We start from the raw sequence: 26,112 nt of genomic DNA on the forward strand, positions 1-26,112 counted from the left end.
CCACTGGGAAGGCTCACCCCCCACGTCTGACTTGCGGCCAGGCATCAGGAGTTCACGTGACCAGCACTGCGAACGGACCCGAGTCCGGGGCCCGGGCGGCCCATCCGGACCACCTCGGCCATGTCATCTTCATCACCGCGGCAGCGGCGATGGGCGGCTTCCTCTTCGGCTACGACAGCTCCGTCATCAACGGGGCCGTCGAGGCGATCCGCGACCGGTACGACATCGGCTCCGGCACCCTCGCCCAGGTCATCGCCATCGCGCTGATCGGCTGCGCGATCGGTGCCGCCACGGCCGGCCGGATCGCGGACCGGATCGGCCGCATCCGCTGCATGCAGATCGCCTCGGTGCTCTTCACGGTCAGCGCGATCGGCTCCGCCCTGCCGTTCGCCCTCTGGGACCTGGCGATGTGGCGCATCATCGGCGGCTTCGCCATCGGCATGGCCTCCGTGATCGGCCCGGCCTACATCGCCGAGGTCTCCCCGCCCGCCTACCGAGGCCGGCTCGGCTCCTTCCAGCAGGCCGCGATCGTCATCGGCATCGCCATCTCCCAGCTGGTGAACTACGCCGTGCTCCAGATCGCCGACGGCGACCAGCGCGGCGAGATCCTCGGCCTGGAGGCCTGGCAGTGGATGCTCGGCGTGATGGTCGTCCCGGCCATCCTGTACGGACTGCTCTCCTTCGCCATCCCCGAGTCCCCGCGCTTCCTCATCTCGGTCGGCAAGAAGGCCGAAGCCCGTAAGATCCTCGAAGAGGTCGAGGGCAAGAACATCGACCTCGACGCCCGGGTGGCCGAGATCGAGACCGCCATGCACCGCGAGCACAAGTCCTCCTTCAAGGACCTGCTCGGCAACCGCTTCTTCTTCCTGCCCATCGTCTGGGTCGGCATCGGCCTGTCGATGTTCCAGCAGCTCGTCGGCATCAACGTCGCGTTCTACTACTCGGCGACGCTGTGGCAGTCCGTCGGCATCGACCCGACCGACTCGTTCTTCTACTCGTTCACCACCTCGATCATCAACATCATCGGCACGGTGATCGCGATGGTGCTGGTCGACCGGGTGGGCCGCAGGCCGCTCGCCCTCGTCGGCTCGGTCGGCATGGCCGTCGCGCTCGCGGTGGAGGCATGGGCGTTCTCCGCGAACCTGGTCGACGGCAAACTCCCCGAGACCCAGGGCATCGTGGCTTTGATCGCCGCCCACGTCTTCGTGCTCTTCTTCGCCCTGTCGTGGGGTGTCGTCGTCTGGGTCTTCCTGGGCGAGATGTTCCCGAACCGCCTGCGCGCGGCCGCCCTCGGCGTCGCCGTGTTCGCGCAGTGGATGGCCAACTGGGCGATCACCGCCAGCTTCCCGAGCCTCTCGGAGTGGAACCTTTCGGGGACGTACATCATCTACACCTGCTTCGCCGTGCTCTCGATCCCCTTCGTGCTCAAGTTCGTGAAGGAGACCAAGGGCAAGGCGTTGGAGGAGATGGGCTGAATCCCCCGCTGCCCCTCTCCTCGAACCGCGCTGCCCCGGCTCACCGAGCCGGGGCAGCCGGCCTTTCCAGGGCCTCGCAGAACAGCCGCAGGCTGCGCCAACCCTCCTCCACCGGCATCCCGCCGCACAGCGGGTGCAACACCAGGCTCTCCGCCTCCAGGCCCCTCAGCCCGTCCGGCGTGACGATCCGGTACACCCCCTCCGCACGCAGCTCCGCCACCGTCGTCGCCGCCGAGCGGACGGCCGAGCGGATGTCCTCGGACTGCCAGGAGGCGTACGTCCGCGCCTCGTGCAGCAGGTGCTCGCCGTACTCCCCCCATGTACGGTCCGGGTCCTCGGACACATGCAGCAGCGGGGTGCGCTCCGCGGGCATCATGCAGAAGCCCTCCGTGCCGTGGACCGCGCGCCGCTCGTGGTAGTAAGCCTCCAGCTCCGGCAGATGCGCGCTCGGGAACAGCGGCAGCCCCAGCCGGGCGGCCCGCCGCGCCGCCGCCCGTGAGCTGCCACCGACCAGCAGCACCGGGTGCGGGCGGGTGGACGGGCGCGGGGTGACGCGTACCGTACGGCCCCGGTACGGGAACGGCTCCCCGGTCCACGCCGCCAGCAGCGTCTCCAGCAGCTCGTCCTGGAGCCTGCCGCGCCGCCCCCACGCGACCCCGGCCCGCTCGTACTCCTCGGGGCGGTAGCCGATCCCGGCGACCGTCACCAGCCGGCCCGCGCTCAACAGGTCCAGCACCGCGATGTCCTCCGCGAGACGCAGCGGGTCGTGCAGCGGGCCGATGATCGCCGAGACGGTCACCGCGATCCGGCGGGTGGCGCCGAAGACCGCCCCGGCGAAGGTGAACGGGGAGGGCAGCCAGGAGTTCGCCACCCCGTGGTGCTCCTCGGTCTGCACCGTGTCGACGCCGTGCTCGTCCGCGTACGCCGCCATCTCCAGGGCGGCGCGATAGCGGGCCGAGAGCGATACGGGTGCGGCTGCTGGATCGACGAGATTGAACCGGACCACTGTGAAGGCCATCGGAGGCGTCCCTTCGCCGAGGCGGGGCAGGCAGGGCAGGCGGGGCAGGCAAGGCAGGCGGGGCAGGCAGGGCAGGCGGGGCAGGCAAGGCTGGCGGGCAGTCTGACGGGCGGCGGGCACCGTAGCTGACGTAGCGTCAGAATGACAGAGGCCGGTGTTCGCATTACCGCCAAAAGGTGCATATGGCCCCGATGGATCGCCGGGGGGCAGGCAGGGCCGCGCCCGCGGCACGGCCGTGGCCGATACTGGACGGGTTATGGAACTCGTCGAAATCGTCATCCTCGCTGTAGTCATCGCCCTGGTCGCTGTCGGCCTGGTCGGCGGGCTCGTGGTCGGCAGCCGCAAGAAGAAGAAGCTGCCGCCCCCGCCGCCGAGCGCGCCGACCATCACTCCTCCCGCCGAACCGCAGGTCGGCGAGGAGGCCGAGACGCCGCGCGACGAAGCGCGGCGCACCATCGACGAAGTCGGCCTCCCGGACGCCACCGCGCCCGCGGAGGAGGCCCCGGTCGCCGAGGCCCCCGCGCCGCCCGCGCTGGAGGTCCCCGAGCCCACCGCCGGCCGGCTCGTCCGCCTGCGGGCCCGGCTCGCCCGCTCGCAGAACTCGCTGGGCAAGGGGCTCCTCACCCTGCTCTCCCGCGACAACCTCGACGAGGACACCTGGGAGGAGATCGAGGACACCCTCCTCACCGCCGACGTCGGCGTCGCCCCCACCCAGGAACTGGTCGAGCGGCTCCGTGAGCGCGTCCGGGTGCTCGGCACCCGCACCCCGGAGGACCTGCGCACCCTGCTCCGCGAAGAGCTGATCACGCTGCTCGGCCCGGACTTCGACCGCGAGGTCAGGACCGAGGGCGGTGCCGAGACCCCCGGCGTCGTCATGGTCGTCGGCGTCAACGGCACCGGCAAGACCACCACCACCGGCAAGCTGGCCCGGGTGCTCGTCGCTGACGGCCGCAGCGTGGTGCTCGGCGCGGCCGACACCTTCCGCGCCGCCGCCGCCGACCAGCTCCAGACCTGGGGCGAGCGGGTCGGAGCGCGCACGGTCCGCGGGCCCGAGGGCGGTGACCCGGCGTCGATCGCCTACGACGCGGTCAAGGAAGGCATCGCCGAGGGCGCGGACGTCGTCCTCATCGACACCGCCGGCCGGCTGCACACCAAGACCGGCCTCATGGACGAGCTGGGCAAGGTCAAGCGCGTCGTGGAGAAGCACGGCCCGCTGGATGAGATCCTGCTCGTCCTGGACGCCACCACCGGACAGAACGGCCTCGTCCAGGCGCGGGTGTTCGCGGAGGTCGTGGACATCACCGGCATCGTCCTCACCAAGCTCGACGGCACCGCCAAGGGCGGCATCGTCATCGCGGTCCAGCGCGAGCTGGGCGTACCGGTGAAGCTGATCGGCCTCGGTGAAGGGGCGGACGACCTCGCCCCGTTCGAGCCGGGCGCCTTCGTCGACGCCCTGATCGGCGACTGACCCACCGCACATCCGGTACGGCGGACGGGCGGCGGCTCCTGTGTGGAGCCTGCCGCCCGTCCGCCGCTCGTCGTGCCCGCCGCGAGCGCTACGAGCGGTGACAGACGTACGCCAGTGTCCCCAGCAGCAGCCGCGCCTGCGGGGGAGCGGCCGCCGTGTCCAGCAGCGGGGGCCGCAGCCAGCGGACCGGGCCGAGGCCGCCGAGGTCGGAGGGCGGGGCGGTGATGTGGCTCCCCGGGCCGAGGGCGCGCAGATCGAGGCCCGCGTCGTCCCAGCCCATCCGGTAGAGCAGCTCGGGCAGCTCGGCGGCTGCCCCGGGGGCGACGAGGAACTGCGCCCGCCCGGTAGGCGTCACCGCGACCGGCCCCGACGGCAGCCCCATCCGTTCCATCCGTACCAGGGCGCGTCGCCCGGCCCCCTCCGCGACCTCCAGGACGTCGAAGGCGCGGCCCACGGGCAGCAGCATCGCCGCTCCCGGCGTCTCGGCCCAGGCGTCCGACGCGCGCTCCAGGCCGGCGCCCGCGGGAACCTCCCGGGCGAAGCCCAGCGGGTGGGCTCCCGGGGCGGGGCAGGCCGGCTCGCCGCACGAGCAGGAGCCGGCCCCGGCCCGTGCTCCGGGCGTCACCGCCCAGCCCCACAGCCCCGTGTACTCGGCCACCGCCGTGCCCTCGGTGGCGCGATGGCGTCGCCGAACACCGGAACGCATCTCCCGGATGCCGCCGATCGTGAAGCCCATGCCCCCTCCAACGGGTCCGGCTCGCCGGTGGTTACGACCCGCGTCGCTCGGGTAACCCTCCGTCGCTGAAACTCGATCGAGTGGCGTGCGCGGTAGTGCGAAAGGGAGTGCGCCACGGAGTGCGCGCCCCCGAGTGCATCCATCCGCTTGCCCTCGGTCCTGGTTGCTCAAGTCAAGCGCGGCCAGCGGCAGTCGGGTTCATTCGAAGGGGTGGCGAATGGTGGCGTTTCCTCAATCCCCCTCGCGGGAGGGGTGATCGTAGGATTACCGTCGGTACATGAACCCTGGGAGTATGTGCACCCACGGGTATGCCGCGGGCAACCCGATTCTCTGTTCGGTGCTGTCGGTTCTTCTGTTCGGGGATGTCGGTGATGCCGATGGCGATGCGCTTCACCTCTCGTACGGGCAGCACCGACGCACGGCATTCTGATAATGGTTCGCGCGATGAGGTTTCGGCGGGATGGGGGCGTTCCAGTGAGTGGCAGCGGCGCAGGCGACACGAATGCCGGGAAGCGCCCCAACGGGCAGTTGGGGTCGTGGTTCGTGCGCAGTGGCTGGTCCAAGGGCGAGCTGGCACGTCAGGTGAACCGGCGGGCGCGGCAGATGGGCGCCCTCCACATCAGCACCGACACCTCCCGGGTGCGGCGCTGGCTCGACGGGGAGCAGCCGCGCGAGCCGATCCCGCGCATCCTCTCCGAGCTGTTCTCGGAGCGTTTCGGCACCGTCGTCGCCATCGAACAGCTCGGGCTGCGCACCGCCCACCAGTCACCCTCGGTGGCCGGGGTCGACCTGCCCTGGGCCGGGCCCCAGACCGTCGCCCTGCTCAGCGAGTTCTCCCGCAGCGACCTGATGCTGGCCCGGCGCGGCTTCCTCGGCAGCTCCCTGGCGCTGGCCGCGGGGCCCGCCCTCATCGAACCGATGCAGCGCTGGCTGGTGCCCGTGCCCGCCCAGAGCCCCGGCGAGCCGGAGCCCCCGGCCGACGCCCACCGCCCGTCACGGCTCTCCCGGCCCGAGCTGGACCTGCTGGAGTCCACCACCGCGATGTTCCGGCAGTGGGACGCCCAGTGCGGCGGCGGACTGCGCCGCAAGGCCGTCGTCGGGCAGCTGCACGAGGTCACCGACCTGCTCCAGGAGCCCCAGCCGGGTCCCACCGCCCAGCGCCTCTTCCGCTGCGCCGCCGAACTGGCCGAGCTGGCAGGCTGGATGAGCTACGACGTCGGCCTCCAGCCCACCGCCCAGAAGTACTTCGTGCTCGCCCTGCACGCCGCCAAGGAAGCCGGGGACAAGCCGCTCGGCAGCTACATCCTGTCCAGCATGAGCCGCCAGATGATCCACCTGGGCCGCCCCGACGACGCCCTGGAACTGATCCACCTCGCGCAGTACGGCAGCCGCGACTGCGCCACCTCCCGTACGCAGGCGATGCTGTATGCGATGGAGGCCCGCGCCTACGCCAACATGGGCCAGCCCAGCAAGTGCAAGCGTGCCGTCCGGATGGCCGAGGACACCTTCCTGGACGCGGGTCTCGACGGCGAGCCGGAGCCCGACTGGATCCGCTTCTTCTCCGAGGCGGAGCTGAACGGGGAGAACGCCCACTCCTACCGTGACCTGGCCTACGTCGCCGGCCGCAGCCCCACGTACGCCTCGCTCGCCCAGCCCGTCATGGACAGGGCCGTCGAGCTGTTCGGCGAGGACGACGAGCACCAGCGCTCCTACGCGCTCAACCTCATCGGCATGGCCACCGTCCATCTCCTCCAGCGGGAGCCCGAGCAGTCCACCGTGCTCGCCGCCCGAGCCCTGAAGATCGCCAAGAAGGTCCGCTCCGAGCGGGTGAACACCCGCCTGCGCAAGACCGTCGACACCGCTGCCAGGGACTTCGGCGACGTCGCCGACGTCGCCCGGCTCACCGAGCTGCTCCACGAACAGCTGCCGGAGACCGCCGAAGCGGTCTGACCGGCACCCCTCGGCCCCGGCCGCGGCGCCCCTTCCGTACAGCCCGACCCGGCTCCCCCGTTGCCTGGTCACCCGGAGGGCCGCCGTGGCCGGTTTCGTGTTCCGAGGCCCCCGGGCGTTTCAACCGCACCGTATGCGGCGTCCGCCGCGGGGCGGGCAGGGCACCGGACGCGCCACCCCGGATTCATTCGGCCGTAACACGCGATCCCTCTTCGTCACGCCCGCGAAACATCGTGCGGCATCCCCGGAAACGGCCCTCCGTCAACCTCGTGGCTCATAACCGGCCCACACCCGACCCATCAGCCGGCCCGCACCTTCCCAGTGGTCCCGCAGCACTCCCCCGCACGCCGCGGCCGCCCCGACGACGAGGAGACGCCGATGCCCCCAGGCATCACGACGCTTGCCGCAGACGCCCCCGAGCTGTCTGCCGCCAACACCGGGTTCATGCTCATCTGCTCGGCCCTGGTGATGCTCATGACCCCCGGCCTGGCCTTCTTCTACGGAGGCATGGTCCGCGTCAAGAGCACCCTCAACATGCTGATGATGAGCTTCATCAGCCTCGGGATCGTCACGATCCTGTGGGTGCTCTACGGATTCAGCCTCGCCTTCGGCGCCGACGTCGGCTCGGTCATCGGCTGGAGCTCCGACTACGTCGGCCTCAGCGACATCGGCGTCACCGAACTCTGGGACGGCTACACCATCCCGGTCTACGTCTTCGCCGTCTTCCAGCTGATGTTCGCCGTCCTTACCCCCGCCCTGATCAGCGGCGCCCTCGCCGACCGGGTGAAGTTCACGGCCTGGGCGGTGTTCATCGTCCTGTGGGTCACCGTCGTCTACTTCCCCGTCGCCCACTGGGTCTGGGGCGCCGGCGGCTGGCTCTTCGAGATGGGTGTCATCGACTTCGCCGGCGGCACGGCCGTCCACATCAACGCCGGTGCCGCCGCCCTCGGCGTCATCCTCGTCATCGGCAAGCGCGTCGGCTTCAAAAAGGACCCGATGCGGCCGCACAGCCTGCCGCTCGTCATGCTCGGCGCGGCCCTCCTGTGGTTCGGCTGGTTCGGCTTCAACGCCGGATCCTGGCTCGGCAACGACGACGGCGTCGGCGCGGTCATGTTCCTGAACACCCAGGTCGCCACCGCCGCGGCCGTCCTCGGCTGGCTCGTCTACGAGAAGCTGCGCCACGGCGCCTGCACCACCCTGGGCGCCGCCTCCGGCGCGGTCGCCGGACTCGTCGCCATCACCCCGGCGGGCGGCTCCGTCAGCCCGCTCGGCGCGATCGCGATCGGCGTCATCGCCGGTGTCCTGTGCGCCATGGCGGTCGGCCTGAAGTACAGGTTCGGCTACGACGACTCCCTGGACGTCGTCGGCGTCCACCTCGTCGGCGGCATCATCGGCTCCCTCCTGGTCGGCTTCTTCGCCACCGGCGGTGTGCAGTCCGACGCCAAGGGCCTCTTCTACGGCGGCGGCCTCGAACAGCTCGGCAAGCAGGCCATCGGCGTCGTCGCCGTCCTCGCGTACTCTCTGGTCGTCTCCGCCCTCATCGCCCTCCTGCTCGACAAGACGATCGGGATGCGGGTCTCCGAGGACGACGAGATCTCCGGCATCGACCAGGTCGAGCACGCCGAGACGGCGTACGACTTCAGCGGCGCCGGCGGCGGCACGGTCTCCCGCACCACCGCCCCCGCGACGGACCCGACGGCAGCACCGAAGGCAAAGAAGGTGGACGCATGAAGCTCATCACCGCGGTCGTGAAGCCCCACCGGCTGGACGAGATCAAGGAGGCGCTCCAGGCCTTCGGCGTCCAGGGGCTCACCGTCACGGAAGCCAGCGGTTACGGGCGGCAGCGCGGCCACACCGAGGTCTACCGGGGCGCCGAGTACACCGTCGACCTGGTCCCCAAGATCCGCATCGAGGTCCTCGTCGAGGACGAGGACTCCGAACAGCTCATCGAGGTCGTCGTCAAGGCCGCCCGTACCGGCAAGATCGGTGACGGGAAGGTCTGGAGCGTCCCGGTCGAGACCGCCGTCCGCGTCCGGACCGGCGAGCGCGGCCCGGACGCCCTCTGACGAAAGGCCCTACGGCCCCGCGAACGGAAGGCAACCGGGTGACGAGTACCGAAGTGACCACCGGAACCGAAGGCCCGGGGCCCAGCGGCTACGCGGCGGCCCGGCTGCGCCTCCTCCAGCAGGAGGCGCGGCCCGGGCCGCCGCGCCGTGCGGCCCTCGCCCGCCTCACCGACGACTGGCTCACCGGCCTGTTCACCGCCGCCGCTCCACGCGCCGGGGTACGGGGCGCTGCCCTCGTCGCCGTCGGCGGCTACGGCCGCGGCGAGCTCTCCCCGCGCAGCGACCTCGACCTGCTCCTCCTGCACGACGGCAGCGCCGACGCGGCGGCCCTCGCCGCCCTCGCCGACGCCCTCTGGTACCCGGTCTGGGACCTGGGCCTGGCCCTCGACCACTCCGTACGCACCCCCGGCGAGGCCAGGAAGACCGCGGGCGAGGACCTCAAGGTCCAGCTCGGCCTGCTCGACGCCCGCCCCGTCGCCGGCGACCTCGGCCTCGTCGCCTCCCTGCGCACCGCGATCCTCGCCGACTGGCGCAACCAGGCCCCGGGGCGCCTCCCCGCCCTCCACGAGCTCTGCCAGGAGCGCGCCGAGCGGATGGGCGAGCTCCAGTTCCTCCTGGAACCCGACCTCAAGGAGGCCCGCGGCGGCCTCCGCGACGCCACCGCCCTGCGCGCGGTGGCCGCCTCCTGGGTCGCCGACGCCCCCCGCGAAGGCCTTGACCAGGCCCGCCGCACCCTCCTGGACGCCCGTGACGCGCTCCACCTCACCACCGGGCGCGCCGCCGACCGCCTCGCCCTCCAGGAACAGGACCAGGTCGCCCAGGCCCTCGGCCTCCTCGACGCCGACACCCTGCTCCGCAAGGTCTACGAGGCCGCCCGCACCATCTCGTACGCCACCGACGTCACCTGGCGCGAGGTCAACCGGGTCCTGCGCGCCCGCTCCGTCCGCCCGAGGCTCCGCGCCCTGCTCAGCGGCGGGCTCGGCTCCAAGGCCGCCCCCGAGCGCACCCCGCTCGCCGACGGCGTGGTGGACGCGGACGGCGAAGTGGTCCTCGCCCGCGCCGCCCGCCCCGAACGCGACCCGGTCCTGACCCTGCGCGCCGCCGCGGCCGCCGCCGAGGCCGGGCTCCCGCTCTCCCGCCACCTCGTACGCCACCTGGCGGCCACCGCCCAGCCGCTGCCGGTCCCCTGGCCCCCCGAGGCCCGCGAGGAACTCGTCACCCTGCTCGGCGCGGGAGAGGCCACCGTCGGCGTCTGGGAGGCGCTCGAAGCGGAAGGGATCATCACCCGGCTGCTGCCCGACTGGGAACGCGTCCACTGCCGCCCCCAGCGCAACGCCGTCCACACCTGGACCGTCGACCGGCACCTCGTGGAGACCGCCGTCCGCGCCTCCTTCCTCACCCGCCGCGTCCACCGCCCCGACCTCCTCCTGGTCGCGGCCCTCCTGCACGACATCGGCAAGGGCTGGCCCGGCGACCACTCCGTGGCCGGCGAGGTCATTGCCCGGGACATGGCCACCCGCATCGGCTTCGACACCCACGACGTGGGCGTCATCGCCACCCTCGTACGCCACCATCTGCTGCTCGTCGAGACCGCCACCCGACGTGACCTCGACGACCCCGCCACCGTGCGGTCGGTCGCCGAAGCCGTCTCCAGCACCTCCACGCTGGAACTGCTGCACGCCCTCACCGAGGCCGACGCGCTCGCCACGGGGCCCGCCGCCTGGAGCTCCTGGCGGGCCTCCCTCGTCACCGCCCTCGTCGAACGCGTCGCCGCCGCCCTCACCGGGGAGTCCCCCGACGAGCCCCAGGAGGCCGCGCCCAGCGCCGAGCACGAACGCCTCGCCGTCGAGGCCCTGCGCACCGGCGAACCCGTCCTCGCCCTGCACACCCGGCCCGAGGAGCCCGTCGGGGACGGCGAAGTGGAACCCGTAGGCGTCGAACTCCTCATCGCCCTGCCCGACCGCCCCGGCGTCCTGCCCGCCGCCGCCGGCGTCCTCGCCCTGCACCGCCTCACCGTGCGCGCCGCCGACCTGCGCGCGGTGGAGCTCCCCAACGAGCTGGGGGAGCGGGCGGACCTGCTGCTGCTCAGCTGGCGGGTCGCCGCCGAGTACGGGTCCCTCCCGCAGGCCGCCCGCCTCCGCGCCGACCTCGTACGCGCCCTCGACGGCTCCCTGGACATCCGCGCCCGCCTCGCCGAACGCGAGGCCGCCTACCCGCGCCGGCGCGGCGTGAAGGCCCCGCCGCCCCGGGTGACCGTGGCCGCCGCCGGCTCCCGCCGCGCCACCGTCATCGAGGTCCGCGCCCAGGACGCCCCCGGCCTGCTCCACCGGATCGGCACCGCCCTGGAAGGCAGCGCGGTACGCGTGCGCAGCGCCCATGTCTCCACGCTCGGCGCCAACGCCGTGGACGCCTTCTACGTCACCGGGACCGACGACGAACCACTGTCCCCGGCCCGGGCCGCCGAGGTCGCCCGGGGAGTGGAGAAGGCACTGGGCTGAGCCGGCCGCAGGAGCACGACCGGCACGCTCCGCCCTGCTGACGGCGCGCCGAGGCGGCCCTACCGTGAGCCCATGGGGGACTTACGCGATGAGGACGGATACCTTTCCAACGAGATCTCCGGAGGAAATTTCCACAGCCCGGTGAACCAGATCCGGGATGTCCACGGGAACGTCAGCTTCAACTGGGGCCAGCCCGCCAGAAGCCCCGAGGAGATCGCCTTCCGCGAGCAGTACATGGCGGAGATGCGAAGACAGTGGGCCGATCAGAGGGCCCAAAGAGCCGGCGACAGGGCCGCGAAGGGCTGCGGGTGCGTCGGAACGCTGGTCGTGATCATCGGCATAGCCGTGTTCTACGGCGTCTCGGACGATGCGATCAGTACCGTCTTCCTCTCGCTCCTGGCCATACCTTTCATCGGCGGCCTGCTCAAGGCGTTCAAGTAACACCCCGCCGACCGGTGCCCACCGAGCCCGCCCCGCACCGTCCGGGACGGGCTCCGCGCGGCCCCGCCCGGCTCCGTATCCGGCCGAGGGCTTGGCGTTCCCCGGGGGACGGATACCCTGGAGGGCGACTGACCTGCCCCGCCCCCGACCCTGAGGACCGACGAGCGCCGTGTTCGATACTCTCTCCGACCGCCTTAGCGCGACTTTCAAGAACCTCAGGGGCAAGGGCCGCTTGTCCGAGGCGGACATCGACGCCACGGCACGCGAGATCCGTATCGCCCTGCTGGAAGCCGACGTCGCCCTGCCCGTGGTCCGGGCCTTCATCGCCAACGTGAAGGAGCGGGCGCGCGGCGTCGAGGTCTCCCAGGCGCTGAACCCCGCCCAGCAGGTCGTCAAGATCGTCAACGAGGAGCTCGTCTCCATCCTCGGCGGCGAGACCCGGCGGCTGCGGTTCGCCAAGACCGCGCCCACCGTGATTATGCTCGCCGGTCTCCAGGGCGCCGGTAAGACGACGCTGGCCGGAAAGCTCGGCCTCTGGCTCAAGGGCCAGGGCCACAGCCCGCTGCTCGTCGCCTGCGACCTCCAGCGCCCCAACGCCGTCAACCAGCTGAGCGTCGTCGCCGAGCGCGCCGGCGTCGCGGTGTACGCCCCCGAGCCGGGCAACGGCGTCGGCGACCCGGTCCAGGTCGCCAAGGACTCCATCGAGTTCGCCAAGGCCAAGGTCCACGACATCGTCATCGTCGACACCGCCGGCCGCCTCGGCATCGACCAGGAACTGATGCGGCAGGCCGCGGACATCCGCGACGCCGTCAGCCCCGACGAGATCCTCTTCGTCGTCGACGCGATGATCGGTCAGGACGCGGTCAACACCGCCGAGGCCTTCCGCGACGGCGTCGGCTTCGACGGCGTGGTGCTCTCCAAGCTCGACGGCGACGCCCGCGGTGGCGCGGCCCTGTCGATCGCGCACGTCACGGGCAAGCAGGTCATGTTCGCGTCGAACGGCGAGAAGCTGGAGGACTTCGACGCGTTCCACCCCGACCGGATGGCCTCCCGCATCCTCGACATGGGTGACCTGCTCACCTTGATCGAGCAGGCGGAGAAGACGTTCAGCCAGGAAGAGGCCGCCAAAATGGCCTCGAAGCTCCAGTCGAGCAAGGGTGGCAAGGACTTCACCCTCGACGACTTCCTGGCCCAGATGGAGCAGGTCCGCAAGATGGGCTCCATCTCCAAGCTGCTCGGGATGCTGCCCGGCATGGGGCAGATCAAGGACCAGATCAACAACATCGACGAGCGCGACATCGACCGCACCGCCGCGATCATCAAGTCGATGACCCCGAAGGAGCGCGCCGAGCCGACCCTCATCAACGGTTCGCGCCGCGCCCGTATCGCCAAGGGTTCCGGCGTCGAGGTCTCCGCGGTCAAGAGCCTGGTGGAGCGCTTCTTCGAGGCCCGCAAGATGATGTCGAAGATGGCCCAGGGCGGCGGCATGCCCGGGATGCCGGGCATGCCCGGCATGGGCGGCGGCCCCGGCCGTCAGAAGAAGCAGGTCAAGCAGGCCAAGGGCAAGCGCAAGAGCGGCAACCCCATGAAGCGCAAGGCCGAGGAGGCCGCCGCCGCCGAGCGCCGCGAGCAGGCGGCCCAGGGCGGCGCGTTCGGTCTGCCCGCCCTGGAGGACAAGAACTTCGAGCTGCCGGACGAGTTCAAGAAGTTCATGTAACGCGAGCAGAAGCACCACGCGTAAGGGGCGCCCTTTCTCAAGGGCGCCCCTTACGCGTGTCGTACTCCCCGTCGGCTCAGGTCACGCAGACCAGATAGCGGAAGACGTTCGGCATCCACACCGTGCCGTCCTGCCGCCGGTGCGGATGCAGGGCCTCCGCGACCTCCTTCTCCACCTGGGAGCGGTCCGTGGCCCGTACGGCGGCGTCGAAGAGCCCGGTGGACAGCAGGCCGCGCACCGCGCTGTTCACGTCCGCGTAGCCGAACGGGCAGGACACCCGTCCCGAACCGTCCGGTTTCAGCCCGGCCCGCGCCGCCACGTCCTCCAGATCGTCCCGGAGCGTGGGCCGCCACCTGTCCGGGTCGGTACGCGGCGGACGCGCGGCCTCCGCCAGCCGCGCGGCCACCCGCAGCACCGCGGCCGTCGCGCAGCGCTCCGGCGGCCCCCATCCGGTCAGCACCACCGAGGCGCCCCGGACCGCCAGCGGCACGGCCGACCGCAGCGCCGGCACCAGCCCCTCGGCGTCCCCGGCCGCACAGCCGATCGGCTCGAAGACCGTGATGAGGTCGTACGGGGCGCCGTCCGCGCCGACGGGCGCGGGCAGCCCGTCCTCCAGCAGCCTGGCCCGGCGGCGGGCAGGATGCGGCGAGTGCGCGGGCGCGTCGTCCCAGCCAGCCTCGGGCAGCAGCCGTGCCCGGGCCAGCGCCAGGCGCTCGCGGTCGGAGTCCACACCCGTGACGTGCGCCCCCCGGGCGGCCGCGACAAGCATCGCGAGGCCCGAGCCACAGCCGAGGGACAACATCCGGGTGGCGGCCCCGACTTCCATCCGGTCGTACACCGCCTCGTACAGCGGCGCGAGCATGCGTTCCTGGATCTCGGCCCAGTCGCGTGCGCGGGTACCGGCGTCCGCCGGTGCGGATCCATCCGCGGCCGGCTGGTGCCGGACGAGCGTTGGTGTCATGGAAAGTGCCCCAATCCGCCAAGAGGTCGGTCGTGCCCGAGTGGACGTCCCCCGTGTGCGTGTGTTCCGCACCCCCGTAGCCAGAGAACTGCGCATCCGCCGTTCCGTCCAGGGGGGTGCGGAGCAGTGCTTGCGTGCCCCGTTCGTGCGCCCCGTGCCACATCTGCTCTCCGACCAGTCTTACCCGACACCCCGCGCCGGGCACGTCGAGCGCGGCGGCGGGTAGTCTCTCGGGCGGATTCGTCAGGAGCGCGAGCCGCCCGCGCACTCCGCCTCCGGAGCCCCGGGGGCGTACGCCACGCTGTGCACCACCTTGGTGTGAGCTGCGCGTCTTCTCCGCAGTTCTGCGCACCCGCCCTCGTCCGGACGCATCAAGGGCAACTGACTGGTACGTGCAAATTATTTGGGATGCCCCGGAATAGGAACACCGGGGCCCTCGGGCTCGTTGTCACGACGTGAGCACGACACCACCTGTACTTGCCGCAGAGCTGGCACAGGCGTGGGCCGACATTCAGCGGTACCACCCCGAGCTGCCCGATCTTGCCGCGCCCGAGTCCCTGATCGGAGAGTCCTCGTCCGCCTGTGGCGCCGAGCTCTCCTTCGAGCGACTGCTCCATGAGGCAGTCCACGGCATCGCCGCCGCGAGAGGAGTCCGAGACACCTCCCGCGCCGGCCGCTACCACAACCGACGCTTCCTCGCGATCGCCGAGGAGCTGGGCCTCGATCATGCCGAGGAACCCCACCCCAGCAGCGGATTCTCGCTGGTCACCCTGGTTCCGGAAGCCAAGCGCCGGTACCGTCCGACCACCGAACGGCTGCAGCGCGCCCTCAAGGCGCACACCGTCGCCACCGCCGCCGACACCAAGCGCTCCTTCCGCGGACCTGCCGCCCGGCACGGTTCCTCCGGGGGCGGTGTGCGGGTCAAGGCCGTCTGCGACTGCGGACGCAACGTCCGCGTCGTCCCGTCGGTCCTGGCGCAGGCGCCGATCGTCTGCGGCGGCTGCGGCAAGCCGTTCCGGATTCCGGAAGCGGCGGTCGCGGTGGGGTGAGCCGATGTGGTGTGGCACAATGGCTAGCTGTACTCGACAGTCGCACAGGACCCCTCTCTCCTCCGGCTGACGCGTCCATCGGGCACTCCGAGTACCGCAACCCCACGTGGCATCTAGTTGTGCCCAACCACGTCATAGACCAGGAGACACCACTTCCGTGGCAGTCAAGATCAAGCTGAAGCGTCTGGGCAAGATCCGTTCGCCTCACTACCGCATCGTCGTCGCCGACTCCCGTACCCGCCGTGATGGCCGGGCCATCGAGGAGATCGGCCTGTACCACCCGGTGCAGAACCCCTCGCGCATCGAGGTCAACGCAGAGCGCGCGCAGTACTGGCTGTCCGTCGGCGCCCAGCCGACCGAGCCGGTCCTCGCGATCCTGAAGCTCACCGGTGACTGGCAGGCCCACAAGGGCCTCCCGGCCCCCGCGCCGCTGCTGCAGCCGGAGCCCAAGGCTGACAAGCGCGCGCTGTTCGAGGCGCTGTCCTCGGACGGCGACGAGGCCAAGGGTGAGGCCATCACCCCCAAGGCCAAGAAGTCCGACAAGAAGGCGGACGAGGCGGCTGAGGCCCCCGCGTCCACCGAGTCGACCGAGGCCTGAGCATGCTCGAGGAGGCTCTCGAGCACCTCGTGAAGGGCATCGTCGACAACCCCGACGACGTACAGGTTGCCGAGCGCACCCTGCGTCGCGGGCGCGTGCTGGAGGTCCGGGTTCACCCCGACGACCTCGGCAAGGTGATCGGCCGTAACGGCCGCACCGCCCGCGCCCTGCGCACGGTCGTGGGTGCCATCGGCGGCCGTGGGATCCGCGTCGACCTCGTCGATGTGGACCAGGTTCGCTGATAAGCGAGTTGAACACCGGCCAGGGCCGGGGAGGGCCTTCGGGCCGTCCCCGGCCTTTGTCGTCGGCCACCCGGACGTTTCCGGCAGGTCGTCGACGTCCCCACCCACCAATCGGAGAACAGCGTGCAGTTGGTAGTCGCGCGGATCGGCCGCGCCCACGGCATCAAGGGCGAGGTCACCGTCGAGGTACGAACGGACGAGCCGGAGCTGCGGCTCGGACCCGGCGCCGTCCTGGCCACCGAACCGGCGGCGACCGGTCCGCTGACGATCGAGACGGGCCGGGTCCACAGCGGCAGGCTCCTGCTGCGCTTCGAGGGTGTGCACGACCGCACCGGCGCCGAGGCGCTGCGCAACACCCTGCTGATCGCCGAGGTGGACCCGGAGGAACTCCCCGAGGACGAGGACGAGTTCTACGACCACCAGCTGATCGACCTCGACGTGGTGCTCGCCGACGGCACCGGGATCGGCCGGATCACCGAGATCTCCCACCTGCCCTCGCAGGACCTGTTCATCGTGGAGCGCCCCGACGGCAGCGAGGTGATGATCCCCTTCGTGGAGGAGATCGTCACCGAGATCGACCTGGAGGAGCAGCGCGCGGTGATCACCCCGCCGCCCGGCCTGATCGACGAGAGCGAGGCCGTGGTCGCCTCCTCGCGCGACGAAGAGGAAGAGGCCGCCGGGGGCGCGGACGAGGCGCCGAAGGGCGACGCCTGATGCGGCTCGACGTCGTCACGATCTTCCCGGAGTACCTGGAACCGCTGAATGTCTCTCTCGTCGGCAAGGCCCGCGCCCGCGGCGTGCTGGACGTCCACGTCCACGACCTGCGGGAGTGGACGTACGACCGGCACAACACGGTCGACGACACCCCCTACGGCGGCGGCCCCGGCATGGTCATGAAGACCGAACCGTGGGGCGAGGCGCTCGACGAGGCCCTGGCCGACGGCTACGAGGCCGGGGCGCACTCCCCGGTGCTCGTCGTGCCCACGCCCAGCGGCCGGCCGTTCACCCAGGAACTGGCCGTCGAACTCTCCGCCGAGCCCTGGCTCGTCTTCACCCCGGCCCGGTACGAGGGCATCGACCGCCGGGTGATCGACGAGTACGCCGACCGGCTGCGGGTCGTCGAGGTCTCCATCGGGGACTACGTGCTGGCCGGCGGGGAAGCGGCCGTCCTGGTGATCACGGAGGCCGTGGCCCGCCTGCTGCCGGGCGTGCTCGGCAACGCCGAGTCCCACCGGGACGACTCCTTCGCCCCGGGCGCGATGGCCAACCTCCTGGAGGGCCCGGTCTTCACCAAGCCGCCCGAGTGGCGCGGCCGCTCCATCCCGGACGTCCTGCTCAGCGGCCACCACGGCAAGATCGCCCGCTGGCGGCGGGACCAGGCCTTCGCCCGTACGGCACTCAACCGGCCCGACCTGATCGAGCGGTGCGAGGCGAGCGCCTTCGACAAGAAGGACCGCGAGATCCTCTCCATCCTCGGCTTCGCACCGGAGCCCGGCGGCCGATTTTGGCGCAGGCCCACCGCCGTGGAAGAATAGGCCGCTGCTGTACGTCCGGTGTGCGCCCCTGCCACAGGGGGAAAGACGCCCGCCCGACGCGCTCAGCACTCCGAACTCTTCAACGACATTCCGTCGATGACCTGTGGCATCGGCGAAGAAAGCAGAAACCATGGCTTCCCTGCTCGATGGCGTCAACGCCGCCACCCTCCGTTCGGACCTCCCGGCGTTCCGCCCCGGTGACACCGTCAACGTCCACGTGCGCGTGATCGAGGGCAACCGCTCCCGTATCCAGCAGTTCAAGGGCATCGTCATCCGCCGCCAGGGTTCGGGCGTCAGCGAGACCTTCACGGTCCGCAAGGTCTCCTTCAGCGTCGGCGTCGAGCGCACCTTCCCGGTGCACAGCCCGATCTTCGAGAAGATCGAGCTCGTCACCCGCGGTGACGTCCGTCGCGCCAAGCTGTACTTCCTCCGTGAGCTGCGCGGCAAGGCCGCGAAGATCAAGGAGAAGCGCGACCGCTGAGCCGCCGCCGGGTCATCCCCCTGGGGGTGACCCGTCCACAGCATGGCCGGATAAACTTCGGCCGCGATGGACACGCAAGCACAGCACTCGGAGCGCGACCTCTCCCCGGAACCCGACGCGGGTTCCGGGGAGAGGTCGCGCTTTTCGCGTACGCGGGACCGTGTCGTCTCCGTGCTGTCCTGGCGGCGGGTGCTCACCGGGGTGGTCCTGGCCACTGTCGCTCTCCTGCTGTTCAGCTCCTACGTGATCCAGCCGTTCCTGATCCCCAGCCGCTCGATGGAGCCCACGCTGAAGGTCGGTGACCGGGTTCTCGTCAACAAGCTGGCCTACCGTTTCGGCGCCGAGCCCGAGCGCGGCGACGTGGTGGTCTTCGACGGCACCGGTTCGTTCGTCCGGGAGGACCTCGACGCGGACCCGCTGACCGGGCTGGTGCGCGGGGCGGCCTCCTCCCTGGGGCTCACGGAGCCCGCCGACACCGACTTCGTGAAGCGGGTGGTGGGTGTGGGCGGTGACCGCGTCGTCTGCTGCGACGCGCGGGGAAGGCTCGCGGTCAACGCCGTGGTGGTGGACGAACCGTACCTGCACCCCGGTGACACCGCCTCCCGGGTGCCCTTCGACATCGTGGTCCCCGCCGGCACCCTGTGGATGATGGGCGACCACCGCAGCCGCTCCAGCGACTCCCGGGACCATCTCGGATCGCCCGGCGGCGGGATGGTCCCCGTCGAGCGGGTGACCGGCCGGGTGGACTGGCTGGGCTGGCCGCCTGCCCGGACGGGTCCGCTGGAGGGGACCGGCGCCTTCGGCGGCGTACGGGCTCCCGGCGCGGCGCATGGGTAACCGCGGGCGCCCGCGCGGCGCATCCGATCCCGACGCGGCCGTGCCGGCCGGAACCGGGCCCACCGGGCCGCGCTCCCTTCCCACCCGGGCGGAGCGCCGCCGGCTGGCCAAGAAGGTCCGGCGCAGGCGGCGTGGGTCCGCGGTGCGGGAGATACCCGTCCTCGTCGTCGTGGCGCTGCTGATCGCGCTCGTCCTGAAGACGTTCCTGGTACAGGCGTTCGTCATCCCGTCCGGGTCGATGGAACAGACCATCAGGATCGGCGACCGGGTGCTCGTGGACAAGCTGACCCCGTGGTTCGGATCGAAGCCGCAGCGCGGCGACGTCGTGGTGTTCAAGGATCCCGGCGGCTGGCTCCGGCAGGAGAACCCCGCGGAGAAGAAGGACCCGCCGATCGGCGTCAAGCAGGTCACCGAGCTGCTGACCTTCATCGGGCTGCTGCCGTCCGACGACGAGCAGGACCTGATCAAGCGGGTCATCGCGGTCGGCGGTGACACCGTGAAGTGCTGCGGCGAGGACGGCCGGGTCACCGTCAACGGCGTACCGCTGGCCGAGACGTACCTGCACCCCGACGACCGGCCCTCGACCATCTCGTTCGAGGTGAAGGTTCCGCAGGGCCGACTGTTCGTGATGGGGGACCACCGGTCCGACTCGGCCGACTCCCGCTTCCACCTCGACGAACCCGACCGGGGCACGGTCTCCGAGGAGGAGGTCGTGGGGCGGGCCGTCGTGATCGCCTGGCCGTTCGGCCACTGGAGCACCCTGGAACAGCGCGACGCCTTTGGTGCGGTCCCGGACGCGCGCGCATCGGAGGCGGCGGCTCCGGCCCCGTCGAATAGTGTGGCACCTCCGGATCCCTATGGAATGGTCCGGCTCCCGACCCCTGCGGAACTCCCGCTCGTTATGGGAGTGGTGGGCCTGCACCGGATCGGGCGCGGGCAGTGGCACGTATTGAGGAGTGGATGTGGGGGATTTGGCGGTCGGCGCACGATCCGGACACGACGAACCCGAGGACCGGCCGGAGCGCGACGAGTCTCCCGCGGGCGGGGCGGCGGTCCCGCCGGAGGGTGAGGGCGATCCCCCGGGCGGCGACGGCGGCAGGCCGGCCAGGAGGCAACGTTCCTTCTGGCTGGAGCTTCCGCTGCTCGTCGGTATCGCGCTGGTTCTGGCGCTGCTGATCAAGACGTTTCTGGTCCAGGCGTTCTCGATCCCCTCGGACTCCATGCAGAACACTCTGCAGCGGGGTGACCGGGTGCTGGTCGACAAGCTGACCCCGTGGTTCGGCTCGGAGCCGGAGCGCGGTGAGGTGGTGGTCTTCCACGACCCGGGCGGCTGGCTGGAGGACACCGTGACCCCGGAGCCCAACGCGGTGCAGAAGTTCCTGAGCTTCATCGGCCTGATGCCGTCCTCCGAGGAGAAGGACCTGATCAAGCGGGTCGTCGCGGTCGGCGGTGACACCGTGGAGTGCAAGGAGAACGGTCCGGTCACGGTCAACGGGAAGAGCCTGGACGAGAAGTCGTTCATCTTCCCGGGGAACACCCCGTGCAACGACAAGCCCTTCGGCCCGATCAAGGTGCCGGACGGCCGGATCTTCGTCATGGGAGACCACCGGCAGAACTCCCTGGACTCGCGCTACCACCAGGAGCTTCCGGGGCAGGGCACGGTCTCCACCGACGAGGTCGTCGGCCGCGCCGTCGTCATCGCCTGGCCGCTGGGCCGCTGGTCGACCCTTCCGGTCCCGGACACCTTCGACCAGCCCGGTCTGAACGCGGCCGCCGCGATGGCGCCGGCGGCACTGGGCGTAGCCGGAGCGGTGCCCCTCGTGCTGTGGCGCCGCCGGAGGCTGACCGCCGGGCGTACCGCCGGGTAGGGTGCCCACTCGGATCAGCGATTGTCGATCTCCGACGGGGGAGCGCTGGGATGAGCGGTACAGGACGCAAGGAAGACGGCCGCGGCCGGCTCGGCGCCATGGTGTCGGGCTTGGCCGTGGCCGTCGGCTGTGTGCTCTTCCTCGGCGGTTTCGTCTGGGCGGCGGTGGTCTACCAGCCGTACACGGTCCCGACGGACTCGATGTCCCCCACGGTGCAGCCCGGTGACCGGGTGCTCGCCGAGCGGATAGACGGCGCCGACGTCCGGCGCGGTGACGTGGTGGTCTTCACCGACGAGGCCTGGGGCGCCACACCGATGGTGAAGCGCGTCGTCGGAACCGGCGGGGACAAGGTGGCCTGCTGCGACCGGGACGGGCGGCTCACCGTCAACGGAACCCCCGTCGACGAGCCCTACCTCGACCGGGGCCCGGCGGCCCCGGGCACGAAGGCGCCGGCCTCGCCCCAGGACTTCTCCGCCACCGTGCCCCAGGGCCAGATATTTCTGCTCGGCGACGAACGGGCCACTTCCCTGGACTCCCGGGTCCACCTCCAGGACGGCGGCGAGGGCTCCGTGCCGCTGAGCGCGGTGCGGGCCCGGGTGGACGCGGTGGCCTGGCCGATGGACGGCATGATCGACCGGCCCGCCTCGTTCGCCGCGCTGCCCGGCGGGGTGTCCGACGCCGGGCCGCTGCGGTTCCAGCTGGGCGCGATCGTGGTGGGAGCCCTGCTGATCCTCGTCGGCGCGGTGTACGGGCCCGTGGCGGCGCGCGTCGCCCGCCGGAGGACGCCCGCCGGAGCGGCCCGATGACCTCCGGGGCCCGCAGAGTTGCCCGGGTGGTCCTCCTGGACCCCGACGACCGCGTCCTGCTGCTGCACGGCCATGAGCCGGACGACCCGGCCGACGCCTGGTGGTTCACCCCGGGCGGGGGCCTGGAGGGCGACGAGACCCGGGAGGCGGCGGCCCGCCGCGAGCTGGCGGAGGAGACCGGGATCACGGACATCGAGCTGGGCCCACTGCTCTGGACCCGGATCTGTTCCTTCCCGTTCGACGGGCGGCGCTGGGACCAGGACGAGTGGTACTACCTGGCCCGTACGACGCAGACCGCGACGGCCCCGCAGGGCCTCACCGACCTGGAACTGCGCAGCGTCGCCGGTCTGAGGTGGTGGACTTCCGCCGAACTGCTCGCGACGCGTGAGACGGTGTACCCGACCAGACTCGCCGAGCTGCTGCGCACGCTCCTCGACGAGGGTCCCCCGTGCGATCCGCTGGTTCTGACCCCCGAAATCGTCTAATCGTCCAGGGGGGCCGGAGGCTGACGCACAATGGGGGCACGCACGGCTGAAGGGGAAACATGCCATGAGCGCCGAGGACCTCGAGAAGTACGAGACCGAGATGGAGCTGAAGCTCTACCGGGAGTACCGCGATGTCGTCGGTCTGTTCAAATATGTGATCGAGACCGAACGGCGCTTCTACCTCACCAACGACTACGAGATGCAGGTGCACTCCGTCCAGGGTGAGGTTTTCTTCGAGGTGTCCATGGCGGACGCCTGGGTCTGGGACATGTACCGGCCCGCGAGGTTCGTCAAGCAGGTCCGCGTGCTGACCTTCAAGGACGTCAACATCGAAGAGCTCAACAAGAGCGATCTGGAACTTCCGGGAGGCTGACCCCGCGCTGCCCGGTGCCGGGCCCCCGATACGCGCGTCGCGGACACGACCCGGTCACCCTTGTGGGTGGCCGGGTTTTCCACATCCGCGGAGTTGTCCACCAAGATCCACATCTTCGGGCGGGCCGGGCCAGAGTCGGTGCCGGAGGTGGTGCCGATATGAACGCACGGGGGGCACTCGGGCGGTACGGCGAGGATCTGGCGGCGCGGCTGCTGGCCGAAGCCGGAATGGCAGTGGTCGAGCGCAACTGGCGCTGTCGCGCCGGAGAGATCGACATCGTGGCCTGGGACGGCGACGCCCTGGTCTTCTGCGAGGTGAAGACGCGCAGGTCACAAGGGTTCGAACACCCCATGGCGGCGGTCGGTCCGGTCAAGGCGGACCGGCTGCGACGGCTCGCCGAGATCTGGCTCGACCGGCACGGCGGGCCACCGCCCGGCGGGGTCCGCATCGATCTGATCGGGGTGATCGTGCCTCGGCGCGGAGCCCCGGTCGCGGAGCACGCCCGGGGGGTGTCCTGATGGGCTTCGCACGAGCGTGTTCCGTGGCACTGGTCGGCGTCGAGGGCGTGGTGGTGGAGGTCCAGGCGGACCTGGAGCCGGGCGTAGCGGCCTTCACCCTGGTCGGACTGCCGGACAAGAGCCTGGTCGAGAGCCGGGACCGGGTGCGGGCCGCCGTGGTCAATTCCGGTGCCGAGTGGCCGCAGAAGAAGCTCACGGTCGGCCTCTCCCCGGCCTCCGTGCCGAAGAGCGGTTCGGGCTTCGATCTCGCCGTCGCGTGTGCGGTCCTCGGCGCGGCGGAGCGGATCGACCCCGCCGCGATCGCCGACGTGGTGATGATCGGCGAGCTGGGTCTGGACGGCCGGGTCCGTCCGGTACGGGGCGTGCTGCCCGCCGTCCTCGCGGCGGCCGAAGCGGGGTACGAGCAGGTCGTCGTCCCCGAGCAGACGGCCGGGGAGGCGGCCCTGGTGCCGGGGGTCTCGGTCCTGGGCGTCCGGAGCCTGCGCCAGCTCATCGCCGTCCTGTGCGACGAACCGGTGCCCGAGGAGCCGGTCGACGGCCAGGGACGCCCCGACGCCATGCTGGCCGGGCTCTTGATCCCGGGCACGGGCCTCGGTACGGGGCTCGTCCCGGCCGTCGGCAGGGGCGACGGGCACCGGCACGACCTGGCGGACGTCGCGGGGCAGCCGCGCCCGCGCCAGGCCCTGGAGGTGGCCGCGGCCGGGGGCCACCATCTGCTGTTCTCGGGCCCGCCGGGCGCCGGCAAGACCATGCTGGCCGAGCGGCTGTCGTCGGTCCTGCCGCCGCTGACCCGGCAGGAATCCCTCGAAGTGACGGCGGTCCACTCCGTGGCGGGCATCCTTCCCCCGGGTGAACCGCTCGTCTCCCGGGCGCCCTTCTGCGCCCCGCACCACTCGGCGACCATGCAGTCCCTGGTCGGCGGGGGCAACGGGATGCCGAGGCCCGGGGCGGTGTCCCTGGCCCACCGCGGGGTGCTCTTCCTGGACGAGGCCCCCGAGTTCTCGGGCAAGGCCCTCGACGCGCTGCGGCAGCCGCTGGAGTCGGGGCACGTGGTGGTCGCGCGGTCCGCGGGGGTGGTGCGGCTGCCGGCCCGTTTCCTGATGGTGCTGGCCGCCAATCCGTGTCCCTGCGGCCGGCACTCGCTCACCGGTGCGGGCTGCGAGTGCCCGCCCTCGGTCGTCCGCCGCTACCAGGCGCGGCTGTCCGGGCCCCTCCTCGACCGGGTGGACCTGCGGGTCGAGGTGGAGCCGGTCGACCGCGCGGACCTCCTGGGGCAGGGTGGCCGGGGCGAGTCGACGGCCGTCGTCGCCGCACGGGTGCGGGACGCCAGGGCGCGGGCGGCCGAGCGGCTGGCCGGCACCCCGTGGACCACGAACAGCGAGGTGCCGGGCCATGAGTTGCGGACCCGGCTGCTCGCGGCCCCGGGAGCGCTGGCGGCCGCGGAGCGGGATCTGGAGCGCGGGATCCTCACGGCCCGGGGACTGGACCGGGTGCTGAGGGTGGCCTGGACCGTGGCGGACCTACGGGGAGCCGACCGCCCGGACGCCTCCGACGTAGCGGTCGCCCTGGAGCTGCGTACGGGTATCCAGCGCGGGGTGCCGCTGGGGGTGGGGGAGCGGTGACCGGGCCGACGGGTAAGGGGGTGCCGGGGCCGGGGTGCCCGCCGGGGCCCGGCCGGGAGTCGGCCCGGGACGGTGATCCGGGCGCGAGCCGGGGGCGCGGGCCGGGCCGGGAGTCCGGGGTGGAGCCGGGCCGGGAGGGCGGCGCGGAGTCCGGCGGCCGGGTGCACGGGCCGGAGCCGCTCCGGGACGGTGGCCGGGATCACGGGCGGCACAGGGACGCGGAGCGGCTGGCCAGGGCCGCGCTGACCCGGGTGCTGGAGCCGGGGGACGAGCGCGCGGGGCGCTGGCTCCGGCGGACCGGCCCCATCGAGCTGATGCGGAGGCTCACCGCCGAGGACGGCTCCGCCGAGAGGCTGCCCGGGATGACCGCCGCACGGCTCGAGGGCTACCGGCTGCGGGCCGCCGGAGCCGAGCCGGGGCGGGACCTGGCCGCGGTCGCCGCGGTGGGCGGGCGCTTCGTCTGCCCGGGGGACCGGGAATGGCCGAGCCAACTGGACGACCTGGGCGACGCGCGGCCGGTCGGGCTCTGGGTGCGGGGGCGGCCCGATCTGCGGCTGTGGTCCCTGCGCTCGGTCGCGGTGGTCGGCGCGCGGGCCTGCACCCCGTACGGGGCGCACATGGCGGCGGCCCTCGGCTCCGGGCTCGCCGAGCGTGGCTGGGTGGTGGTGTCGGGCGCGGCGTTCGGGGTGGACGGGGCCGCCCACCGCGGCGCGCTGGCCGCGGGCGGAGCGACGACGGCGGTGCTGGCCTGCGGGGTCGACGTCGCCTACCCGCGCGGGCACGCCGAGTTGCTCGGGCGGCTGGCACAACAGGGCCTCATCGTCGCCGAGTTGCCGCCGACCTCCCACCCCACCCGCAGCCGCTTCATCCTGCGCAACCGTGTCATCGCCGCGCTGACCCGGGGGACGGTCGTGGTGGAGGCCGAGTACCGCAGCGGTTCGCTGGTCACCGCCCGCCAGGCGCAACGGCTCGGCCGCTTCGCGATGGGGGTCCCCGGCCCCGCCACCAGCGGACTGTCGGCAGGGGTCCACGAGTTGTTGCGCGGTGAGGGCGTGCTCGTCACCGACGCGGACGAAGTCGTCGAGCTGGTCGGGGACATCGGCGACCTCCCACCGGTCCGCCGAGGCCCGGTGCTGCCCAGGGACCACCTGGACGCGGTCGCCGCGCGGGTCCTCGACGCACTCCCTTACCACGGTGTCGCCCACCCCCGTGACCTCGCCCGCACGGCGGGGACGTCCGCCGACGAAACGCTCGGCCGACTGTACGAGCTGCACTCACTGGGGTTCGTCGAACGTGAAGGCGACGGCTGGCGATTGACGCCTCCGTCGGCACGCAACGACGACGCGCGGCGAGGCGGTACTTGACCTG

At 71.9% G+C, this 26,112-nt stretch carries 26 protein-coding genes; 23 read left to right on the forward strand and 3 right to left on the reverse strand.

The window, feature by feature from the left end; translation table 11 throughout:
* Window positions 1–56 precede the first annotated feature (56 nt).
* Entirely contained in the window at window positions 57–1,475 is a 1,419-nt protein-coding gene (locus tag ACH4KB_RS03505; protein WP_398063120.1) for a sugar porter family MFS transporter, read from the forward strand.
* Between the two features lie 40 nt (window positions 1,476–1,515).
* Here the strand turns inward: ACH4KB_RS03505 and ACH4KB_RS03510 are convergent, their stop codons facing one another.
* Window positions 1,516–2,493, reverse strand: a complete 978-nt coding sequence (locus ACH4KB_RS03510; RefSeq protein WP_398063122.1) for an LLM class flavin-dependent oxidoreductase — start codon at window positions 2,491–2,493, stop codon at window positions 1,516–1,518.
* A gap of 256 nt (window positions 2,494–2,749) precedes the next feature.
* Between ACH4KB_RS03510 and ftsY the strand changes: the two genes are divergently transcribed.
* Window positions 2,750–3,961 carry a signal recognition particle-docking protein FtsY gene (gene ftsY / locus ACH4KB_RS03515; RefSeq protein WP_398063124.1) on the forward strand — a complete coding sequence of 404 codons (1,212 nt, stop codon included), beginning with the start codon at window positions 2,750–2,752 and terminating at the stop codon, window positions 3,959–3,961.
* Window positions 3,962–4,049: 88 nt separating this feature from the next.
* Here the strand turns inward: ftsY and ACH4KB_RS03520 are convergent, their stop codons facing one another.
* A complete protein-coding gene (locus ACH4KB_RS03520) occupies window positions 4,050–4,697 on the reverse strand; it encodes a bifunctional DNA primase/polymerase (protein WP_398063126.1) in 648 nt (215 codons plus the stop codon).
* 474 nt (window positions 4,698–5,171) lie between these two features.
* On the opposite strand from ACH4KB_RS03520, the gene ACH4KB_RS03525 reads away from it, so the two are divergent.
* The 6 genes from ACH4KB_RS03525 to ffh all read left to right on the forward strand — a co-directional run bounded on the left by ACH4KB_RS03525 (window position 5,172) and on the right by ffh (window position 13,369).
* The gene (locus tag ACH4KB_RS03525) at window positions 5,172–6,647 is read left to right on the forward strand and encodes a hypothetical protein (RefSeq protein ID WP_398063128.1); all 1,476 of its coding nucleotides are present in this window, start codon (window positions 5,172–5,174) and stop codon (window positions 6,645–6,647) included.
* A 378-nt stretch (window positions 6,648–7,025) separates the two neighbouring features.
* On the forward strand, window positions 7,026–8,378 hold the full coding sequence (locus ACH4KB_RS03530) for an ammonium transporter (protein ID WP_398063130.1): 1,353 nt from the start codon (window positions 7,026–7,028) through the stop codon (window positions 8,376–8,378).
* Window positions 8,375–8,713 carry a P-II family nitrogen regulator gene (locus ACH4KB_RS03535; RefSeq protein WP_007452846.1) on the forward strand — a complete coding sequence of 113 codons (339 nt, stop codon included), beginning with the start codon at window positions 8,375–8,377 and terminating at the stop codon, window positions 8,711–8,713. The genes ACH4KB_RS03530 and ACH4KB_RS03535 overlap by 4 nt, the downstream gene beginning before the upstream one ends.
* A gap of 38 nt (window positions 8,714–8,751) precedes the next feature.
* On the forward strand, window positions 8,752–11,211 hold the full coding sequence (locus tag ACH4KB_RS03540) for a [protein-PII] uridylyltransferase (RefSeq protein WP_398063132.1): 2,460 nt from the start codon (window positions 8,752–8,754) through the stop codon (window positions 11,209–11,211).
* Window positions 11,212–11,283: 72 nt separating this feature from the next.
* Window positions 11,284–11,652 (forward strand): hypothetical protein, encoded by a 369-nt coding sequence (locus tag ACH4KB_RS03545; protein ID WP_398063134.1) that lies wholly within the window; start codon window positions 11,284–11,286, stop codon window positions 11,650–11,652.
* 169 nt (window positions 11,653–11,821) lie between these two features.
* Window positions 11,822–13,369, forward strand: a complete 1,548-nt coding sequence (gene ffh / locus ACH4KB_RS03550; RefSeq protein ID WP_398063136.1) for a signal recognition particle protein — start codon at window positions 11,822–11,824, stop codon at window positions 13,367–13,369.
* A gap of 76 nt (window positions 13,370–13,445) precedes the next feature.
* Here ffh and ACH4KB_RS03555 read toward each other — a convergent pair whose 3' ends face one another.
* Window positions 13,446–14,330 carry a methyltransferase domain-containing protein gene (locus ACH4KB_RS03555; protein ID WP_398063138.1) on the reverse strand — a complete coding sequence of 295 codons (885 nt, stop codon included), beginning with the start codon at window positions 14,328–14,330 and terminating at the stop codon, window positions 13,446–13,448.
* Between the two features lie 455 nt (window positions 14,331–14,785).
* Here ACH4KB_RS03555 and ACH4KB_RS03560 point away from each other — a divergent pair, with 455 nt between their 5' ends.
* The 15 genes from ACH4KB_RS03560 to dprA all read left to right on the forward strand — a co-directional run bounded on the left by ACH4KB_RS03560 (window position 14,786) and on the right by dprA (window position 26,108).
* Window positions 14,786–15,379 carry a hypothetical protein gene (locus ACH4KB_RS03560; RefSeq protein WP_398063140.1) on the forward strand — a complete coding sequence of 198 codons (594 nt, stop codon included), beginning with the start codon at window positions 14,786–14,788 and terminating at the stop codon, window positions 15,377–15,379.
* Between the two features lie 157 nt (window positions 15,380–15,536).
* Window positions 15,537–15,977 (forward strand): 30S ribosomal protein S16, encoded by a 441-nt coding sequence (gene rpsP / locus ACH4KB_RS03565; protein ID WP_215108526.1) that lies wholly within the window; start codon window positions 15,537–15,539, stop codon window positions 15,975–15,977.
* 2 nt (window positions 15,978–15,979) lie between these two features.
* A complete protein-coding gene (locus ACH4KB_RS03570) occupies window positions 15,980–16,219 on the forward strand; it encodes an RNA-binding protein (protein ID WP_003965959.1) in 240 nt (79 codons plus the stop codon).
* Window positions 16,220–16,342: 123 nt separating this feature from the next.
* A complete protein-coding gene (gene rimM, locus ACH4KB_RS03575) occupies window positions 16,343–16,933 on the forward strand; it encodes a ribosome maturation factor RimM (RefSeq protein WP_398063143.1) in 591 nt (196 codons plus the stop codon).
* Entirely contained in the window at window positions 16,933–17,754 is an 822-nt protein-coding gene (trmD, locus tag ACH4KB_RS03580; protein WP_398063145.1) for a tRNA (guanosine(37)-N1)-methyltransferase TrmD, read from the forward strand. Before rimM ends, trmD begins: the two co-directional genes overlap by 1 nt.
* Before the next feature lie 130 nt (window positions 17,755–17,884).
* Entirely contained in the window at window positions 17,885–18,235 is a 351-nt protein-coding gene (rplS, locus tag ACH4KB_RS03585; RefSeq protein ID WP_265599056.1) for a 50S ribosomal protein L19, read from the forward strand.
* Between the two features lie 66 nt (window positions 18,236–18,301).
* Window positions 18,302–19,072 (forward strand): signal peptidase I, encoded by a 771-nt coding sequence (lepB, locus tag ACH4KB_RS03590; RefSeq protein WP_398063147.1) that lies wholly within the window; start codon window positions 18,302–18,304, stop codon window positions 19,070–19,072.
* A complete protein-coding gene (gene lepB / locus ACH4KB_RS03595) occupies window positions 19,065–20,141 on the forward strand; it encodes a signal peptidase I (RefSeq protein WP_398063149.1) in 1,077 nt (358 codons plus the stop codon). The genes lepB (ACH4KB_RS03590) and lepB (ACH4KB_RS03595) overlap by 8 nt, the downstream gene beginning before the upstream one ends.
* On the forward strand, window positions 20,044–20,940 hold the full coding sequence (lepB, locus tag ACH4KB_RS03600; protein ID WP_398063354.1) for a signal peptidase I: 897 nt from the start codon (window positions 20,044–20,046) through the stop codon (window positions 20,938–20,940). The genes lepB (ACH4KB_RS03595) and lepB (ACH4KB_RS03600) overlap by 98 nt, the downstream gene beginning before the upstream one ends.
* Window positions 20,941–20,990: 50 nt before the next feature.
* On the forward strand, window positions 20,991–21,746 hold the full coding sequence (lepB, locus tag ACH4KB_RS03605) for a signal peptidase I (protein WP_398063151.1): 756 nt from the start codon (window positions 20,991–20,993) through the stop codon (window positions 21,744–21,746).
* Complete coding sequence (locus tag ACH4KB_RS03610) at window positions 21,743–22,231, forward strand: NUDIX hydrolase (RefSeq protein WP_398063153.1); 489 nt, start codon at window positions 21,743–21,745, stop codon at window positions 22,229–22,231. The genes lepB (ACH4KB_RS03605) and ACH4KB_RS03610 overlap by 4 nt, the downstream gene beginning before the upstream one ends.
* 64 nt (window positions 22,232–22,295) lie before the next feature.
* Complete coding sequence (locus ACH4KB_RS03615) at window positions 22,296–22,604, forward strand: DUF2469 domain-containing protein (RefSeq protein WP_003965949.1); 309 nt, start codon at window positions 22,296–22,298, stop codon at window positions 22,602–22,604.
* Window positions 22,605–22,762: 158 nt separating this feature from the next.
* A complete protein-coding gene (locus tag ACH4KB_RS03620; RefSeq protein ID WP_398063155.1) occupies window positions 22,763–23,122 on the forward strand; it encodes a YraN family protein in 360 nt (119 codons plus the stop codon).
* On the forward strand, window positions 23,122–24,744 hold the full coding sequence (locus ACH4KB_RS03625; protein WP_398063157.1) for a YifB family Mg chelatase-like AAA ATPase: 1,623 nt from the start codon (window positions 23,122–23,124) through the stop codon (window positions 24,742–24,744). The genes ACH4KB_RS03620 and ACH4KB_RS03625 overlap by 1 nt, the downstream gene beginning before the upstream one ends.
* Window positions 24,745–24,995: 251 nt before the next feature.
* Window positions 24,996–26,108 (forward strand): DNA-processing protein DprA, encoded by a 1,113-nt coding sequence (dprA, locus tag ACH4KB_RS03630; protein WP_398063356.1) that lies wholly within the window; start codon window positions 24,996–24,998, stop codon window positions 26,106–26,108.
* Window positions 26,109–26,112 lie beyond the last annotated feature (4 nt).

Source organism: Streptomyces sp. NPDC017520, assembly GCF_044329855.1.
In the GTDB taxonomy this organism is placed as follows: domain Bacteria; phylum Actinomycetota; class Actinomycetes; order Streptomycetales; family Streptomycetaceae; genus Streptomyces.